The organism is Corynebacterium sp. HMSC056F09, from assembly GCF_001815785.1.
In the GTDB taxonomy this organism is placed as follows: domain Bacteria; phylum Actinomycetota; class Actinomycetes; order Mycobacteriales; family Mycobacteriaceae; genus Corynebacterium; species Corynebacterium hiratae.
In genome coordinates, this window is sequence record NZ_KV821930.1 from 11,760 (window position 1) to 26,410 (window position 14,651).

The following is a 14,651-nucleotide window of genomic DNA, read 5'->3' on the forward strand; positions in this document are numbered from 1 at the left end:
GGGAGTTGTCATAGACCTTGAACAGGAAGAAGCCACCTGCCCAGGAGTGCAGCCACGTGTAGAAGCCGGACAATGCGGGGCCGAGAACCTGCCAGCCCCACAGGCCGTACACGATGGACGGCACGGCAGCGAGCATGTCGACGAGGAAGCCCAGCGGCTTCACCAGCTTGGCTGGTGCGTAGTTGGACAAGAAGATAGCAATACCGAGTGCTACCGGCATCGCGATGATGAGAGCCACGATGGAAATCAGCACGGTGTGGCCGAACATGGTCGGAATACCGAACTTCATTGCGTCGGTATCGGTGGTTTCCCAACGCTCACCGTAGGTGAAGAAACCTACGATGCCGCCCTCGTTGACGGCAAGGGAAGGGACCGCTTGCCACACAAGGAAGACTGCGATGGCAGCGATCATCACCGTGATTAGCGTGGCGGACGCAGTGGACAGGAATTCAAAGACACGATCGCCCGGGCGCTTGACACCCGTTTTAACGGCCGGAGTAGGGGCAGCATCAGCGGTGGATGCATGCGCGCTGGGACGGATCGCCGAAACGGCATCCTCCTTCGTGGATGACGCTGTGGTGAGATTATTGTCTGCCATGAGACTAGGGAATCCTTTTCAACGGGATCAATGAAAAATGCGGGACACGCTACCGCCCCCAAAGCGCTCGTTAACGGCGGATTGGGGGCGGAAGTGTGTATGTAAACGGCAACTACGGAACTAAGGCCCGCAGTCAGCGGCGCTTACTGGATAGCGTCGACAGCTGCCTTCAGGCGCTCGAGGTGGTCACCAGCAACCGGGATGAAGCCTGCGTTCTCCAGCTCGTCATTCTGGTTGTCCAGAACGGTGTTGAAGAATGCCTTCACCAGAGCGGAGGTTTCCTCATCGTAGCCAGCAGAGCAGACGATGTTGTAAGTGGTCAGGATGAGCGGGTAGGCGCCCTCGTCGTTGGAAGCAAAGAGCTTGTCGGAGTCAACAACCATGTTGTGCTCGGAGCCGGTGTCCTTGAAAGCAAGGTGGTCCAGAGCAACACCGACGGACTCAGCGTTGAGCTCAACCGGGCCGTTGCCGAAGTCAATCTTGGCAATCTTGACGCCATCGGCTTCCTTCTGGTGAGCGTAGCCAGCTTCAACGTAGGTGATAGCACCCTCGATGGAAGCGACCTGGTCAGCCACACCGGAGGAACCGTTAGCGCCCTCACCAACAGCATCCGGGAACTGCTTGCCCTCGCTGTCCCAGTTGCCGGTAGCGGCGGTCAGGAACTTCTGGAAGTTGTCGGAGGTACCGGACTCATCAGAGCGGAAGATAACGGTGATGTTCTTGTCCGGCAGGTCGGTGCCCTCGTTCTCAGCCTTGATGGCGTCATCATTCCACTTGGTGATCTCGCCCTTGAAGATCTTGGCCAGGGTGTCGGTGGAGAGGTTGACCTCGGTGTCACCCAGGTTGTAGGCGATAGCAACCGGGCCGATGGTGGTCGGCAGGTGCCATGCGTCGTTGCCGTCGCAACGCTCCTTAGCAGCCTCAACCTCACCCTTGTCCTCCTTCAGGGCGGAGTCGGAACCAGCGAAGTCAACGGTGCCACCGTTGAAGGCCTTCACACCAGCGCCGGAACCGGAGGAGGTGTAGGAGAAGTTAGCATCCGGGTACTCGTTCAGGAAGGCCTTCTCGAAGACGGACATTGCGGACTTCTGGGAGGAAGCGCCCTCACCAGAGAGGTCACCGGAGACCTCTACGGAGTCGGAGCCGCCATCGGCGGAATCAGACTCGTTGGACTCGGAGCAGGCAACGAGAGCGGTGGAGGTGGCGGCGACGATGCCGAAGATAGCGGCAGTGCGCTTGAAGTTGCGAATCACGGGGAACCTTTCCGGTACGGATACAAGAGAATGATTTTTCGAGGAAATCGCCCCCTACCCTCTCCAAAGGCAAGCGCGATTAACTCACGGGAAGTAAAGCTATATGGGGAGGGTTAACCCCACAGGGATCAAGAGGTGAACAATCGGTTAACTTGTACCAAAAGGCGGTGAGACTAGTCACTTTTCGCCCAGACGCAGTGCTCCTCCGCAGTACCAAAGCCGAGCTTCTCATAGGCCTTTACTGCCGGCTCATTGTCCGCCTCGACGTACAAGATGACCTTGTCCGCTCCTTTAGCCACCATGCGCTGCAAGCCAGCGGTGAGCAACGGGCCGCCGAGCCCGCGCCCGCGATAGGCCTCGCTCAGCCCCACAACATAGACCTCACCGAAGGCTGGGATGTCCTCCTCATGCCATTTCAGCCAGTGAAAGCCGGCCATTGTTGGGGCACTGTGCTCACCACCGTGCGAATCCCACAGGAAGAGCACGTCGGCCGGATCGAACCATTCGGCTTCCATCCCACGGTGTAGGCGCTCTAGGTCCCACCCACCTTGCTCTGGGTGCCAGGAAAAAGCCTCGTTGTTGGCTCGTAACCACTCCGCCTCGACGTACTCGCGCCCGAAACGCTCGACCGACTCCGTGTACGTGCAGATCTCTAGGCCTTCGACCTTTGCGGACGCTTCCTCCGCCGCGCGTAGGTCCCGTCCCTCAATCGCCATGACGAGCAGGCGCCTGACGACGTCCATCCCATTGCGCTTCGCCAGCGCCTGGGCGGCCGGGAGGTTGCCATGAGCCCAGATCTGGGGGGAGGTTGGGAGGGCGTCGACAAGCGCCTGCCCCACCCCGCGCCCGCGGTGTTCGACGTCGACGACGAGCTCTACCGTCTGCCCTTCGACGGCAGCCACACCTGTTATCTCACCGTCTTCAAGTGCGAGCAGGTGGCGGTGCCCAAGGCGACCATCTCGCAGGCCGACCACAAACTGCTCGGAGAACGGCGCATAACCATCGTGCGTTTCGGCGCGTGTGGCCAGCTCCTCCACGCGCTGTGCCAAATCCGGATTCTGCGGCAGGGTAAGGGTCCCAATATTCATGTTTCCCAGCTTACGTGCGGTAGTAATAGAAGGGTGACCGTCATCTACCTCAGCCGCCCCGTCGTCCGACTCGCCGCCGTCGCGGGAGTGGTTCTGACCGCATGGCTGGCGGATTCCGCGGTGGCGATGCATGCCGAGCACACCGTGGCACAGAAGGCGAAAGCCAGTTCCCAGCTGGAAAATAGCCCCAATGTGTATATCGGCGGCGTTCCTTTTACCCTCGGCGCTCTGACCAAAGAGGTTCCTTACCTCGAGGTCAACTCCTCCGACGTGGAGGTGCCCAAGCTCGGGATGGTCAACGCCTCCACGACGCTGCGCGATATCACCATTCGTCCCGAACAGCTCTTCAGCGGGGACCTAGAAGGTGCACCGGTCTCCACTTACACGCGCAGCATTAGCATCGACGGAGTAGCCCTCGGCCGCCTGCTGGGCATTACGGACCTATCCATCGCCAACCCAGATGACATGTCCCCCACCGGCGGCCCGTCTGCCGAAGCGGAGCTCACCGGCACGCTGCCGGGAGACACCACCAAGTCCACGGCGACGGTAACGTTGCGCCTCGTTGGGCCGGAATTTCGCATGAGCGTCTACGGGACCGATGATGAGCGCCTCAAGAAAGCATTCGGGTTGGTCTTGGATACCCGTCAACTACCGTTGCCTGCCCAGGCCACCTCCGTGAAGCTGCACGGCGGTTCCATTACGTTCGAGGTGCAGCGCCGCAACATCACTTTGAAGACGGCGCAGCTCTCCCCTCTCGAAATCGATGGATCGGAGGAAAAGGCCGTCGAGGATGCAGCGCAAAAGGCACAGGACACCGCCAACGAAGTAGGCAGCGCACCGACGACGCCGCCGAGTTGGCGCCAAAACTAGTTGATGCGAACGAGGTCGCGCAGGATCCTGCGGACGTTGCGGTGTATGGGCGGGGCCGGATCGGTAGGAGCGAAGACTTCCAACGCGTCCGCCTCCGATTCCAGATGCACCTCCGTGAAGGTTCCCTCCGACTCTCCGTCTGCCTGGAAGCGGTGCGGCTTCGGGCACACCAAATCCACCTCGACGGCATCCTCAAAGTGCAGCGTTCGGGCATCCGTGACCTTATTCAGCCAGTGGCGGTGATCCACGCCAAAGAGGTGGAGCACGCCCACAAGACCATCAATGCCACCGAGGTCTGACACCCCGAAGAGGCCAAGGCCTTGGTCGAAAGAGTTGCGCGGATTCGTCACCACCGGCAGCGGTCCGAGGAAGGTCCACGGGTTGGTATTCGAGGTGAACATGACGGGCACGTCATCAGCCGAGAAGGTGTCTCCCGAGCCGGAGCGCGCACGCACGCTAATGCGCGGTGGGCGAATGCGGGCGCGCTGATAGGCCTGAAAGGCCACGGCCAAATAGCGCAACGGGGTAGCTGCAAAGCCCATTTCCCGAGCACGGTCCACGCGAGCGAGCACGTCGGCATCCAATCCGAAACCAGCGTTGACCGCGAACCACCGGTCATTCCACACCCCCAAGGACACGGTGCGGCGCGTATTGCGTTCCAGCATCCGAGCCAGCACGTGTGCTGCCTCGACTGGAGTATTGGGGAAGCCGAGGGCGCGGACGAAGACGTTGGCGGAGCCCGTGGGAATCACCGCGAGAGCCGGAATGTCCTGGGGGCTGGGACGTTCCGCGGAATCTGCGGGGCCCAACAGCCCGTTCACAATTTCGTTCACCGTGCCATCTCCCCCGAAAACCAAGATGACATCGAAGTCTTCCCTGGTCATGCCCCGCACTATATCCTCCGCGTGCCCCGGATAATGCGTAAAGCGAGCAAGCAGCTGCAGCCCCTCCACGTCCCGAATGACGGGCAGAACCTCACGGAAAAGGGCCGAATTCTGGCTCGTGGAGTTCGGGTTTGAGATCAGCAATGCGCGCATGACCCCCTAGACTACTGGAGCCTAGTGGTTTCCGCGGCGCCCCCACGACTACGCTGGGGCAGCATGAGCGAACAGACGAATAATGAGAATCACCCGGAAAACACCCAGCCGGAGAACGGCAAGATTGATGGCAACGCAGCCGTCAACCAAGCCGCGGAAGCATGGAAGGATGCTGCCTCCCGCAACATCCCCACCGTTGATGTAGCAGAGAATCCTTTGCCCGATGAGACGGCAAACCTGCGTCAGGGTCCGTCGCTGCACGATGGACTCTTGGGGCTTCTCCCCCTCGTCGGCGTGTGGCAGGGCGAAGGCCAGGCCCACAGCGCCGACGGCGAGCAGTACGCCTTTGGCCAGCAGCTCATCATCGCCCACGACGGTGAGAACTACCTGACCTACACCTCCCGCACCTGGAAGATCGATTCCGAGGGCAACCCGGCGGGCCCGGACGTGCGCGAATCCGGATTCTGGCGCATCTCTCTCAAGGACGAGATTGAGATGACCTACACCTCCTCCAATGGTGTCAACGAGATCTTCTACGGCTCCCTGTTCAACGAGCGCGCTTGGCAGCTGGAGTCCGCCTCCACCATGGTGACGGAGACAGGCCCCGCCAACCTCGGCCCCGGCAAGCGCATGTACGGCCTGATGCCGAACAACAACTTGGGCTGGGTCGATGAGCGGCTTGTCGACGGCGAGATGCGCCCCTTCATGTCCGCCGAGCTCACCCGTGTGGCAGGCTAGCTAGCAGGCGAGCTAGCCGCATAAGGGAATCTAGCGGGCCAGGGCGACGTCGATCAGCGCGCGTATTTCTTCTGCGTTCGCCGGCGCCTTGAGCTTCGTGTCATCGAGGCGCGTCACCCGCACCGCTGTGCGCACCGAGGAGACCAGCCACACCGAGTCAGCCTCCTCGAGGTAGCTCAGGTTGAGCTCCTTCGCCTTGCAGCGATATCCCTGTTCTGAGGCGTATTCAAACAGCGCGGCCTGCGTGGTTCCGGGGAGTATCCCCTTACCCGCGGGGGTGCGCAGCTTGGTTCCCTTAACCGCCACCACGGTTGAGGTAGCCCCCTCCAAGACCTGCCCCGTGTCGGGGTCGGTAAAGATCACATCATCAAATCCGCGCTCGCGGGCCAGCCGCAGTGTGGCCATGGTTGCCGCATAGTTCAACGTCTTGGCCGGCAGCTCCTCCGCCACCTGCCACAATCGCGGCGTACTCATGACCTTGACGCCCTTCGCACGCTGCGCCACCACATCCTCCGGGATTTCCTGAACCGCGACCCAGGCCGTGGGCACCCCGGTGGAGGCCCGGCCGCGGGTATAGGTCCACGTGCACTTGGCTTCGAGCGGCGATTCACCCGTGTCCCCCGCGCCGGCGGGGCCATAAAAATCGGCGATAGCCAGCGCGGTGGCTTCCTCCCACTTGTGCATCGGCGGCTCCGGCAAATTCAGAGCCTGGGCGGAGTGTCGGAAGCGCTCCGCGTGGCGGTGAAGGTTCGCCGCCTTGCCATCACGCACTAGAAGGGATTCAAAAATCCCGTCTCCGCGCGTGACCGCGGCATCATCCCAGTAGACCAACGGTAGGTTCGGCATGTGGCGCCGCACCGATCCCCCAAACGGCTCCACGACGTAGATGACCGGCTCTTTTCTGCGCTGAAGGCTCATAGCCCCGATTATGCCCTACCATCGGAGGGCGTGAGTTACTCTTCGCCACTTCTTTCCCGGCCCGGAGCCGCTGAGTTCCAGGGCACCACGCTCGTCGATGTCTCCGGGGTCCCCTGGCACTACGGCAACCCCCTCGTCGAGCAGCGCGCGGTGGAAACAGGTTCAGCCGTCATCGACCGCTCCCATCGCCGCGTCATCGCGGTTTCTGGGCCCGATGCCCGAGCCTTCCTGAATAACCTCCTGAGTCAAAAGCTCGATGACGTGGACGCCGGCTTTTCCGCAGGTGCCCTTGACCTCAATATTCAGGGCCACGTCCTGCACCACATGGATCTATCTTTCGACGGGAAAACCTTCTACCTCGATGTGCCGGCGGCGCAGTTCGAGTCTTTGCGAGATTTCCTCACCGCCATGGTGTTCTGGTCCCAGGTCACCGTAGAGGAAGTAGACGTGGCGGTCATCAGCGTCCTCGGTCAAGCGCTGGACAAACCTTCTACGGCCCTGGTGGAGAGGCCCGTGCACTGGCCGGGCTACCCGCGCCAGGACTTCCTCGTGCCGCGGGACAAACTAGACGCAGCGGTGCAAGAGTTGGAGGCCCAGGGCGGAAGCTTAGCGGGGCTCATGGCTTTTACCGCCGAGCGCGTGCGGGCACGCGAGCCCGAACTAGCCGCAGATCTCGATGCAAAGACTATCGCCCACGAGGTTCCGCATTGGATCCGGCGCAGCGAGGAGCAGCCCGCGTTCGTTCACTTGGACAAGGGCTGCTACCGCGGGCAGGAGACCGTCGCGCGCGTAGAAAACCTTGGGCGCTCTCCCCGTTTATTGGTGCTGCTCTACCTCGACGGCTCCGCCCCGGAGCAACCGAAGAGCGGAGCGGACATCACGTCGGGCGGGCGTCGCGTGGGCAGGCTCGGCACCGTGGTGGAGGACTGTGAGTATGGCCCCATCGCGCTTGGTCTAGTAAAGCGCAGCGCCCTCGACCATGGAGAGCTGGCCATTGGTCCGGTAGCAGCATCGATCGAGCCGGATTCCATCCCTGCCGATGAAGGCCCGAAGGCCGGCCGTGCCGCTGTGGATCGCCTGCGCGGAAAATAGTGGCACATTACACAATGGACTATTTGCCGCAGGGTGGAGCACTTTTCAGCACACCGCTAGGGGGTAGTTCGGAATTTTTTCGTCACACAGGCTATGGTGTCTTACAGGAACATACACATATCTGACTAAGACGATGGGGCGGCCAAGAATCCCTGGACCGCCCTACACACCTCAAGGGGGTCATGCACATGGGACGCGGACGCGCCAAGGCAAAGCAGACCAAAGTTGCACGCCAGCTGAAGTACAATTCGCCCGAGATGGATCTGGATTCGCTCCAGCGTGAACTCGCCTCACAGAACTCCAAGCGCTCCAGCGATGAGGACGAGGATCAATACTCGGAGTACGCGGATTACGAGGACTATGCGGATCGCTGGGACTCGGACGAGTGGGATGAGGATGATTCCGAGGAGCGCTAAGCGCGCGAATCACTTCCCCATTCTGTACATGCACAGCACGTAAGCGAAGGGCCGGAGATGCCTCCCCTCTTAGTGAGGGGCGCCTCCGGCCCTGTTCCTTTTCTTCAGAACCTAGAACCCTGGGTGCTCGCCGGTCATGAGGACGCGCGGCTCGCCTTCTTCGGCGACACGGACGGTGCCCAGCTCCCATGCCTCAACGTGGCGGGCGGTCATCATGGCCAACGCGCGCTCGCGATCCTCCGGCGCAACGACGGCGATCATGCCAACGCCCATGTTGAACGTCTTCTCCATTTCCTCGAGGGCAACCTTGCCCACGGAGGAGATGGTCTTGAAGATCTGGCCCGGAGTCCACGTCGAGCGATTAACCTCAGCGGTCAGGCCCTCTGGGATCACGCGCTCGAGGTTGCCCGCGAGGCCACCGCCGGTGACGTGGCAGAAGGTCGACACCGCGCACTCAGATACCAGCGCCAGGCAGTCCTTGGCGTAGATGCGGGTAGGCTCCAAAAGCTCCTCACCGAGGGTGCGGCCCAAGTCTTCCATGTAGCCATCGAGCGGCAGACCGGCCTGCTCCAGCAGCACGTAGCGCGCCAAGGAGTAGCCGTTGGAGTGCAGGCCAGAGGACTTCATAGCGATAAGGACGTCGCCGTCACGTACCTTGTCGGGGCCGAGGAGCTCATCGGCCTCCACCACACCGACGGCGGTGGCGGAAACATCGTACTCATCCTTGCCCATGACGCCTGGGTGCTCAGCGGTCTCGCCGCCCAGCAGCGCTGCACCTGCCTGCACGCAGCCCTCAGCAATGCCCTTGACAATGTCCGCGACCTTTTCCGGAACAACCTCGCCCACGGCGATGTAGTCCTGGAGGAAGAGCGGCTCGGCGCCGCACACGACGAGGTCATCAACACACATTGCAACCAGGTCAATGCCGATGGTGTCGTGCTTATCCATGGCTTGAGCCACGGCCAGCTTGGTGCCCACGCCGTCTGACCCGGCCGCGAGGACCGGCTCCTTGTACTCGCCCAGCTTAAACAGGCCGGCGAAACCGCCCAGCCCGCCCATGACCTCCGGGCGGGAGGCACGCTTGGCGTGCGGGGTGATTAGCTCAACTGCGCGGTCGCCTTCCTCAATGTTGACGCCGGCGGCAGCATACGTGTTCTCGCTCATGAGTGACTTAGTCCTTAATCGTTAGTTGTCGTCGAGCCCTGCAGGGTACGCACGGCCTCAGCATTGGGGTTTCCGGCGGGCAGTCCAAGCGGGTACTCGCCATCGAAGCAGGCACAGCACAATTCGCTGCGGGGCTGCTCGGTGGCCGCCACCATCTCATCGGTGGAGACGAAGCCCAGCGAATCTGCACCGATTGCCGTGCAGATGGTCTGCGCCACTTCCTCCGGGTCATCGGAGGGGTTGGCATTAGCAATCAGTTCACCCGGGGAGGCGAAGTCGATGCCGTAGAAGCACGGCCACTTTACCGGCGGGGAGGCGATGCGCACGTGGACCTCGGCAGCGCCGGCTTCCCGCAACATCCGGATCAGGGCGCGCTGCGTGTTGCCGCGGACGATCGAATCATCCACCACCACGATGGACTTGCCGTCAATGACCTCCCGCAACGGGTTGAGCTTGAGGCGGATGCCCATCTGGCGTTGAGACTGCGTGGGCTGGATAAAGGTGCGGCCCACGTAGGAATTCTTGACCAAGCCATGTGCAAAGGTCAGCCCAGATTCGCGGGCATAGCCCACGGCGGCCGGGTTGCCGGACTCGGGAACGGGGATCACCATGTCCGCGTCGGGCGCTGGGTACTGGCGCGCTAGGCGACGCCCAATTTCCACACGCGTGGCATTGACGGAGCGGCCTTTGATGTTTGTATCCGGCCGCGCCAGGTAGACGTATTCGAAGACGCAGCCGTGGCGCTTGGTCTCCGCGAAGCGCTCGGAGCGAATACCGGTCTCATCAATAGCGACGAGCTCGCCGGGTTCGATCTCCCGGATGAACTGCGCACCCACGATATCGAGGGCGCAGGTCTCGCTCGCCACCACCCAGCCGGTGCTAAGGCGGCCGAGGGCGAGCGGACGCACGCCGTGCGGATCGCGGGCGGCATACAGCGTGTGACCGTCGGTAAAGGTCAGGCAGTATGCCCCCTTGACCCTGGGCAACAGCTGAAGTGCCGAGTCGAAGACTGAATTATTTTCGCTGACGCCATCCGCCAACAAGATGGACAGGCACATGGAGTCCGAGACGGATTCTTCGTGCGGCTTGATGAGCCCGCGTTCCACGGCCTCGGCGCGCAGCTCCACGTAATTCACCAAGTTTCCATTGTGGCCGAGTGCAATGTCGACGCCGCTGGGCGACGTCCCAAACATCGGCTGCACATTCGACCATTCCTTGCCGCCCGCAGTGGAGTACCGCGTGTGGCCAACAGCCACGTTTCCGTGCAGAGAGGTCAGGATGGATTCATCGAAGACATTGGACACTAGGCCCATGTCTTTGAAGACCACGATGCGGTCATCATCCCCCACCGCGATGCCCGCGGCCTCCTGGCCGCGGTGTTGGAGGGCAAAGAGGCCGAAGTAGGTTAGCTTGGAAACCTCTTCGCCTGGTGCCCAGACACCGAAAACTCCGCATTCTTCGCGGGGCTCGGGATCCAGGCTGGGATCCGTCGACAGGGGCTTAGTTATGCTCTGGACGTGTTCAGCTACCACGGCGCTAATCCTAGCCGTTCCGGCCAGTGAAAACTAACGGAATCACGGGCAAGTAGGCAGCAATCTCGTGGGCACGGGAGCCGGAGGCGTCCACACGGCCGTCGCCAAGCGCCTGCTCCCACCCCATGGCACCCGTAGCCAGCTGCAGCCACGTCAGGGGATCCATCTCCACCACGTTCGGAGGGGTGCCCCGGGTATGGCGAGGCCCGGCGATACACTGCACTGCCACGAATGGGGGGACCCGCAGCTCCACGGAGTGGCCCGGCGCGTCTGCCTCCACCAGGCGGGCCGTGGTGCGTGTAGCGGCCGCAAGCGCAGCGCGACCTGGTTTTTCCGCCCCTTGAGGATCGTGGATCCACTCCGCCACTGCTTCGACGGCGGCGCGGGCCGTGGCGGCATCAACGGCCTTCTTCATCTGGTCACCACGCTCCCTGATACTTTGTTATCCATGTCACCAACCATGCCATCAAGCTCGTCGGAAGAAAAGAAGTCCGTTCCCCACGAGAAGTCCCCTTCCCTCACCCTGCGGTTTATGGCCGCCCCCACCGATCTCACCATCGCCGGCGCCCAGGGCATCGGCGGCGGCCGCGTCCTGGAATGGATCGATAAGGCCGCCTATGCGTGCGCGGTTCAATGGTCCGGTACCTACTGCGTGACTGCCTACGTGGGCCATATTCACTTCACGCGCCCCATCCCCTCAGGCCACCTCGTGGAGGTGCGCTCGCGCATCGCGATGACGGGGCGCTCCTCCATGCACATCGTCAACGAGGTGCTTTCCGCCGACCCGCGCGATGGCATTTTTACTCGCGCGTGCGACTGCCTCGTCATCTTCGTGGCCAAGGACACGGAAACAGGTAAGTCGGTCGCCGTGCCGCCGCTGGTTCCGGACACCGTAGAGCACCAGCGTGTGTGGGAAGCCGCGGAATCCCGCATCGAGCTGCGCCAAGCCATCGAAGCGGAGATGGAAAAGCAGACTTATGATGGCCCTTCCGATGCCCCTCGAATGGTCACCCGCTTCTTGGCTAAGCCCACTGACGTCAACTGGGGCGGCAATGTCCACGGTGGTACGGCCATGGAATGGATTGATGAGGCCGGCGCTGCCTGCACCATGGAGTGGTCAGGAGAGCACACAGTGGCGGTCTATGCCGGCGGCATTCGCTTCTACCGGCCTATCCATATCGGAGACCTCATCGAGGTCGATGCCCGCATGATGCGCACGGATACCCGCTCGATGCAAATGTCGATCCACGTCCGCGCGGGTAACCCGCGCGGTGGCCGCGAGAAACTAGAAACCGCCATCCACGCCACTGTGGCCTACATGGGCATGGACGCTGACTGGCAGCCGCTCGCCGCCCGCCAGTTTGTCCCCCGCACCGAAGAAGACAAGCGCCTGTGGGAGCACGCCGGTATTCTCCGCGGCCTGCGCGGCAAGTACTCCCCGAAGCCTCTGGTGGTGGCGCCACAGCACCAGCACGTGGACTAACCTAGGCCAGCCCTCCACCCCATCACTAGGGCGGGGCCGCAGCTAGTTCAGCGGCTCAACCCGACACGCCACGTGGAGGGTGCTCGGATCCTTGGCTTTGCGCAACGTGACGGTGCGCGCTCCGATCTCAGTGTTTGTGGCGACACTCGGAGCCACAAACACGCCCGTCGTCGCTGGAAGAATAACCGGCTTGTAGAAGTCCGCGCTGATGCGTACAGCACTTGAAAGGGTGCCGTCGAGCACCGACAACATCCGGGCGTGCGTATACATGCCGTGCGCGATGGGCGCGGGAAAACCGAAGAGCTTGGCGCCCACGGTGGAGACGTGGATGGGGTTCTTATCGCCGGATGCCGCGGCATAAACGCGGGTGCTCTCGGGACTAAAGCGCAGCGTTGCCGTGGGCGTTCCCGCCTCATCATCAGGGAAGTCGAGGAAGCGCTCGGCTTCAGGGCGCGTTCGCACCTGCCGCGGGGTGTCCTTGGTGAATTTCGCGCCCTGGCCTAGGAAAACCGAAGTCTGGCGCCAGATCTCCTCGCCGTCAACGCTGTAAGTGGTCACCATATCGATGACCAACCCTTTGCGGTGCGGGCGCAGGTTTTCCGCGTGCACGGCGATGTTACAACGCTCGTCGACGCGCAGCGGGCGTTTCTGCTCGATGCGGTTGGACAGATGCACCACGCCCACGGCTGGGAAAGGAAAGTCCTGGGCGGCCATCACCTTGATGGCAAGCGGGAAGGCCAGCGCATAGAGATAGGTAGCAGGCAGCTCGTTGCTCAGGCGCAGGCCCGTGGCCTGGCAGTAGCGGGCCAGGTGCTCGGTGTCGACGCCCACGCTGTCGACGCGGTACGCGGTCTGCGGGTCCTCAACCTTGCGCTTGCCCGCCCCCAGCCCAGGGATGGGCACCGCGCCCACCATGAGGGAGCGGTAAAGGGCGGGCAGATCAGGAATCTCGTTGACAGTGATGACGTTCATTTATGCTCCCATGAGGTTCTGGCCGCACACGCGGACGGTGTTGCCGCTCACCGCGGCGGACGCCGAAGCAGCAAAGAAGGCGACGGTCTCCGCGACGTCGACAGGCAAACCACCTTGCTGCAGTGAGTTCAGACGGCGGCCGATTTCGCGCGGGCCGGTCGGCATCGCCGCAGTCATGGCGGTTTCGATGAATCCGGGGGCAACAGCGTTGATGGTGGAGCCGTTCTCTGCCAAGACGGAGCGCAAGGAGTCAACGAGCCCGATGATGCCTGCCTTCGTCGTGGCGTAGTTGGTCTGGCCGCGGTTGCCGGAAATACCGGCCATGGACGACACACCAATTACGGCCGCGCCCGGTGCGAGGGCACCGGATTCGAGGAGATTCTCGGTAATGCGTACCGGTGCCAGCAGGTTAACAGCAAGGACAGCGTCCCACTGCCCCTCGTTCATGTTGGCCAGCAGCTTGTCGCGGGTGATTCCAGCGTTGTGGACGATGACGTCGAGGGCCGGTCCGTGGCGTTCCTGCGCATGCTGGGCAATCTTGTCCGCCGCGTGAGGATCAGTGACGTCGAGAGGCAGCGCGGTGCCTTTGACCTTGTTCGCGGTCTTCGCCAGGTGTTCGCTAGCTTGCGGGACGTCGATACAGATGACGCTAGCACCGTCGCGGGCCAGCACCTCGGCGATGGTAGCGCCAATGCCGCGAGCAGCACCGGTGACCACCGCGAGGCGCCCGTCGAGCGGCTTCTCCCACTTCGGCGACTCACCGCCGCGTGCGGGGGAACCCTCACTCTGCGCGCCCACGCGGACCACCTGGCCATCCACGAAGGCCGACTTCCCGGAGAGGAAGAAGCGGAGGGTGGACTCCATCTCCGCGGTGGCCGCAGGGTCTACCCACACCAGGTTCACGGTGCCGCCCTTGCGCATTTCCTTGGCCAGGGAACGGGTGAACCCTTCGAGTGCGCGGGCGGCAATGCGGGCATCGATAGTGTCCGCAGCTTCCGGGGTGGTGCCGACAACCACGAGGCGTGCGCACGGCAGGAGGTTTCGCATCTGTGGGTTGAAGAAGTCATACAGCTCGCGCAACTGCTCGGGGGTCTCTAGGCCGGTGGCATCGAAGACGAGGGCGGCGCGCGGGGCCTCCGCAGAGGCGTTGATGATCTGGTAATCCACGGCTAGCTGGGAGCGAAGAAAGTCGGCGATGCGTCCCTGGCCGCCAATGACGATGGGGCCATCGAGCGCCGGTTCGCCTACTTTATGACGACGCAGGGGGTGGCCCTGGGGTACACCCGCTTTGGCGGCAAGCGGAGAGTTGATGAGCTTCTCGGCAATGGTGACGTGCGGCATAAGGTGACGCATTCCTTTCTGAGATCTTCACAACCTTGCGAGCATTATTTTGCTAGTTGCAAGGCCCGTTAATTGAGTGATAGAACTAACAATATCACCTTAGTTGTGATGCGAAACGCGCGGTGGGATTGCTACCCTCTCCCACTGGG

At 62.4% G+C, this 14,651-nt stretch carries 15 protein-coding genes; 5 read left to right on the plus strand and 10 right to left on the minus strand.

The genetic code is table 11. The features are described from left to right. From HMPREF3056_RS06010 to mshD, 3 genes are all read right to left on the minus strand, one after another. On the minus strand, positions 1-598 hold a 598-nt coding region (locus HMPREF3056_RS06010; RefSeq protein ID WP_371441527.1), incomplete at its 3' end, for a PstC family ABC transporter permease. Between the two features lie 143 nt (positions 599-741). After that, a complete protein-coding gene (gene pstS / locus HMPREF3056_RS06015; RefSeq protein ID WP_046649303.1) occupies positions 742-1,851 on the minus strand; it encodes a phosphate ABC transporter substrate-binding protein PstS in 1,110 nt (369 codons plus the stop codon). 173 nt (positions 1,852-2,024) lie between these two features. Continuing rightward, positions 2,025-2,939 carry a mycothiol synthase gene (gene mshD, locus HMPREF3056_RS06020; RefSeq protein WP_070754344.1) on the minus strand — a complete coding sequence of 305 codons (915 nt, stop codon included), beginning with the start codon at positions 2,937-2,939 and terminating at the stop codon, positions 2,025-2,027. A gap of 33 nt (positions 2,940-2,972) precedes the next feature. Between mshD and HMPREF3056_RS06025 the strand changes: the two genes are divergently transcribed. Then, positions 2,973-3,809: an LmeA family phospholipid-binding protein gene (locus HMPREF3056_RS06025; RefSeq protein ID WP_046649304.1), complete on the plus strand. Its 837-nt coding sequence runs from the start codon at positions 2,973-2,975 to the stop codon at positions 3,807-3,809. Here the strand turns inward: HMPREF3056_RS06025 and HMPREF3056_RS06030 are convergent. Then, entirely contained in the window at positions 3,806-4,846 is a 1,041-nt protein-coding gene (locus HMPREF3056_RS06030; RefSeq protein WP_046649305.1) for a diacylglycerol/lipid kinase family protein, read from the minus strand. The two genes, HMPREF3056_RS06025 and HMPREF3056_RS06030, sit on opposite strands and share 4 nt — an antisense overlap. A gap of 63 nt (positions 4,847-4,909) precedes the next feature. On the opposite strand from HMPREF3056_RS06030, the gene HMPREF3056_RS06035 reads away from it, so the two are divergent. Then, positions 4,910-5,584: a heme-binding beta-barrel domain-containing protein gene (locus HMPREF3056_RS06035; protein ID WP_046649306.1), complete on the plus strand. Its 675-nt coding sequence runs from the start codon at positions 4,910-4,912 to the stop codon at positions 5,582-5,584. A gap of 30 nt (positions 5,585-5,614) precedes the next feature. Here HMPREF3056_RS06035 and HMPREF3056_RS06040 read toward each other — a convergent pair whose 3' ends face one another. Then, positions 5,615-6,502 carry an aminodeoxychorismate lyase gene (locus HMPREF3056_RS06040; protein WP_070511025.1) on the minus strand — a complete coding sequence of 296 codons (888 nt, stop codon included), beginning with the start codon at positions 6,500-6,502 and terminating at the stop codon, positions 5,615-5,617. Positions 6,503-6,532: 30 nt separating this feature from the next. Between HMPREF3056_RS06040 and HMPREF3056_RS06045 the strand changes: the two genes are divergently transcribed. Continuing rightward, the gene (locus HMPREF3056_RS06045; RefSeq protein ID WP_070511028.1) at positions 6,533-7,594 is read left to right on the plus strand and encodes a CAF17-like 4Fe-4S cluster assembly/insertion protein YgfZ; all 1,062 of its coding nucleotides are present in this window, start codon (positions 6,533-6,535) and stop codon (positions 7,592-7,594) included. A 188-nt stretch (positions 7,595-7,782) separates the two neighbouring features. Further along, a complete protein-coding gene (locus HMPREF3056_RS06050; RefSeq protein ID WP_070511197.1) occupies positions 7,783-8,010 on the plus strand; it encodes a DUF3073 domain-containing protein in 228 nt (75 codons plus the stop codon). Positions 8,011-8,121: 111 nt separating this feature from the next. On the opposite strand, the gene purM is transcribed toward HMPREF3056_RS06050, so the two are convergent. From purM to HMPREF3056_RS06065, 3 genes are read right to left on the minus strand one after another with little or no spacing between them, the layout of a single operon-like run. Further along, the gene (gene purM, locus HMPREF3056_RS06055) at positions 8,122-9,174 is read right to left on the minus strand and encodes a phosphoribosylformylglycinamidine cyclo-ligase (protein WP_046649308.1); all 1,053 of its coding nucleotides are present in this window, start codon (positions 9,172-9,174) and stop codon (positions 8,122-8,124) included. 14 nt (positions 9,175-9,188) lie between these two features. Further along, a complete protein-coding gene (gene purF / locus HMPREF3056_RS06060; RefSeq protein WP_070511030.1) occupies positions 9,189-10,706 on the minus strand; it encodes an amidophosphoribosyltransferase in 1,518 nt (505 codons plus the stop codon). A gap of 10 nt (positions 10,707-10,716) precedes the next feature. Next, positions 10,717-11,121, minus strand: a complete 405-nt coding sequence (locus HMPREF3056_RS06065; RefSeq protein ID WP_070511032.1) for a sterol carrier family protein — start codon at positions 11,119-11,121, stop codon at positions 10,717-10,719. A 33-nt stretch (positions 11,122-11,154) separates the two neighbouring features. On the opposite strand from HMPREF3056_RS06065, the gene HMPREF3056_RS06070 reads away from it, so the two are divergent. Continuing rightward, entirely contained in the window at positions 11,155-12,189 is a 1,035-nt protein-coding gene (locus HMPREF3056_RS06070) for an acyl-CoA thioesterase (protein ID WP_049157174.1), read from the plus strand. Positions 12,190-12,231: 42 nt separating this feature from the next. Here the strand turns inward: HMPREF3056_RS06070 and HMPREF3056_RS06075 are convergent, their stop codons facing one another. Next, a complete protein-coding gene (locus HMPREF3056_RS06075; RefSeq protein WP_070754345.1) occupies positions 12,232-13,161 on the minus strand; it encodes a MaoC/PaaZ C-terminal domain-containing protein in 930 nt (309 codons plus the stop codon). After that, positions 13,162-14,502 (minus strand): 3-oxoacyl-ACP reductase, encoded by a 1,341-nt coding sequence (locus tag HMPREF3056_RS06080; RefSeq protein ID WP_070754346.1) that lies wholly within the window; start codon positions 14,500-14,502, stop codon positions 13,162-13,164. It abuts the gene before it with no gap. Positions 14,503-14,651 lie beyond the last annotated feature (149 nt).

What these genes read in the sequence shown, in the direction of transcription:
- HMPREF3056_RS06075 (WP_070754345.1), bottom strand. Translation starts at nt 13,161, where the DNA reads ATGAACGTCATCACTGTCAACGAGATTCCTGATCTGCCCGCCCTTTAC.
- HMPREF3056_RS06080 (WP_070754346.1), bottom strand. Translation starts at nt 14,502, where the DNA reads ATGCCGCACGTCACCATTGCCGAGAAGCTCATCAACTCTCCGCTTGCC.
- purM (WP_046649308.1), bottom strand. Translation starts at nt 9,174, where the DNA reads ATGAGCGAGAACACGTATGCTGCCGCCGGCGTCAACATTGAGGAAGGC.
- HMPREF3056_RS06040 (WP_070511025.1), bottom strand. Translation starts at nt 6,502, where the DNA reads ATGAGCCTTCAGCGCAGAAAAGAGCCGGTCATCTACGTCGTGGAGCCG.
- HMPREF3056_RS06035 (WP_046649306.1), top strand. Translation starts at nt 4,910, where the DNA reads ATGAGCGAACAGACGAATAATGAGAATCACCCGGAAAACACCCAGCCG.
- HMPREF3056_RS06065 (WP_070511032.1), bottom strand. Translation starts at nt 11,121, where the DNA reads ATGAAGAAGGCCGTTGATGCCGCCACGGCCCGCGCCGCCGTCGAAGCA.
- HMPREF3056_RS06050 (WP_070511197.1), top strand. Translation starts at nt 7,783, where the DNA reads ATGGGACGCGGACGCGCCAAGGCAAAGCAGACCAAAGTTGCACGCCAG.
- HMPREF3056_RS06030 (WP_046649305.1), bottom strand. Translation starts at nt 4,846, where the DNA reads ATGCGCGCATTGCTGATCTCAAACCCGAACTCCACGAGCCAGAATTCG.
- HMPREF3056_RS06070 (WP_049157174.1), top strand. Translation starts at nt 11,155, where the DNA reads ATGTCACCAACCATGCCATCAAGCTCGTCGGAAGAAAAGAAGTCCGTT.
- mshD (WP_070754344.1), bottom strand. Translation starts at nt 2,939, where the DNA reads ATGAATATTGGGACCCTTACCCTGCCGCAGAATCCGGATTTGGCACAG.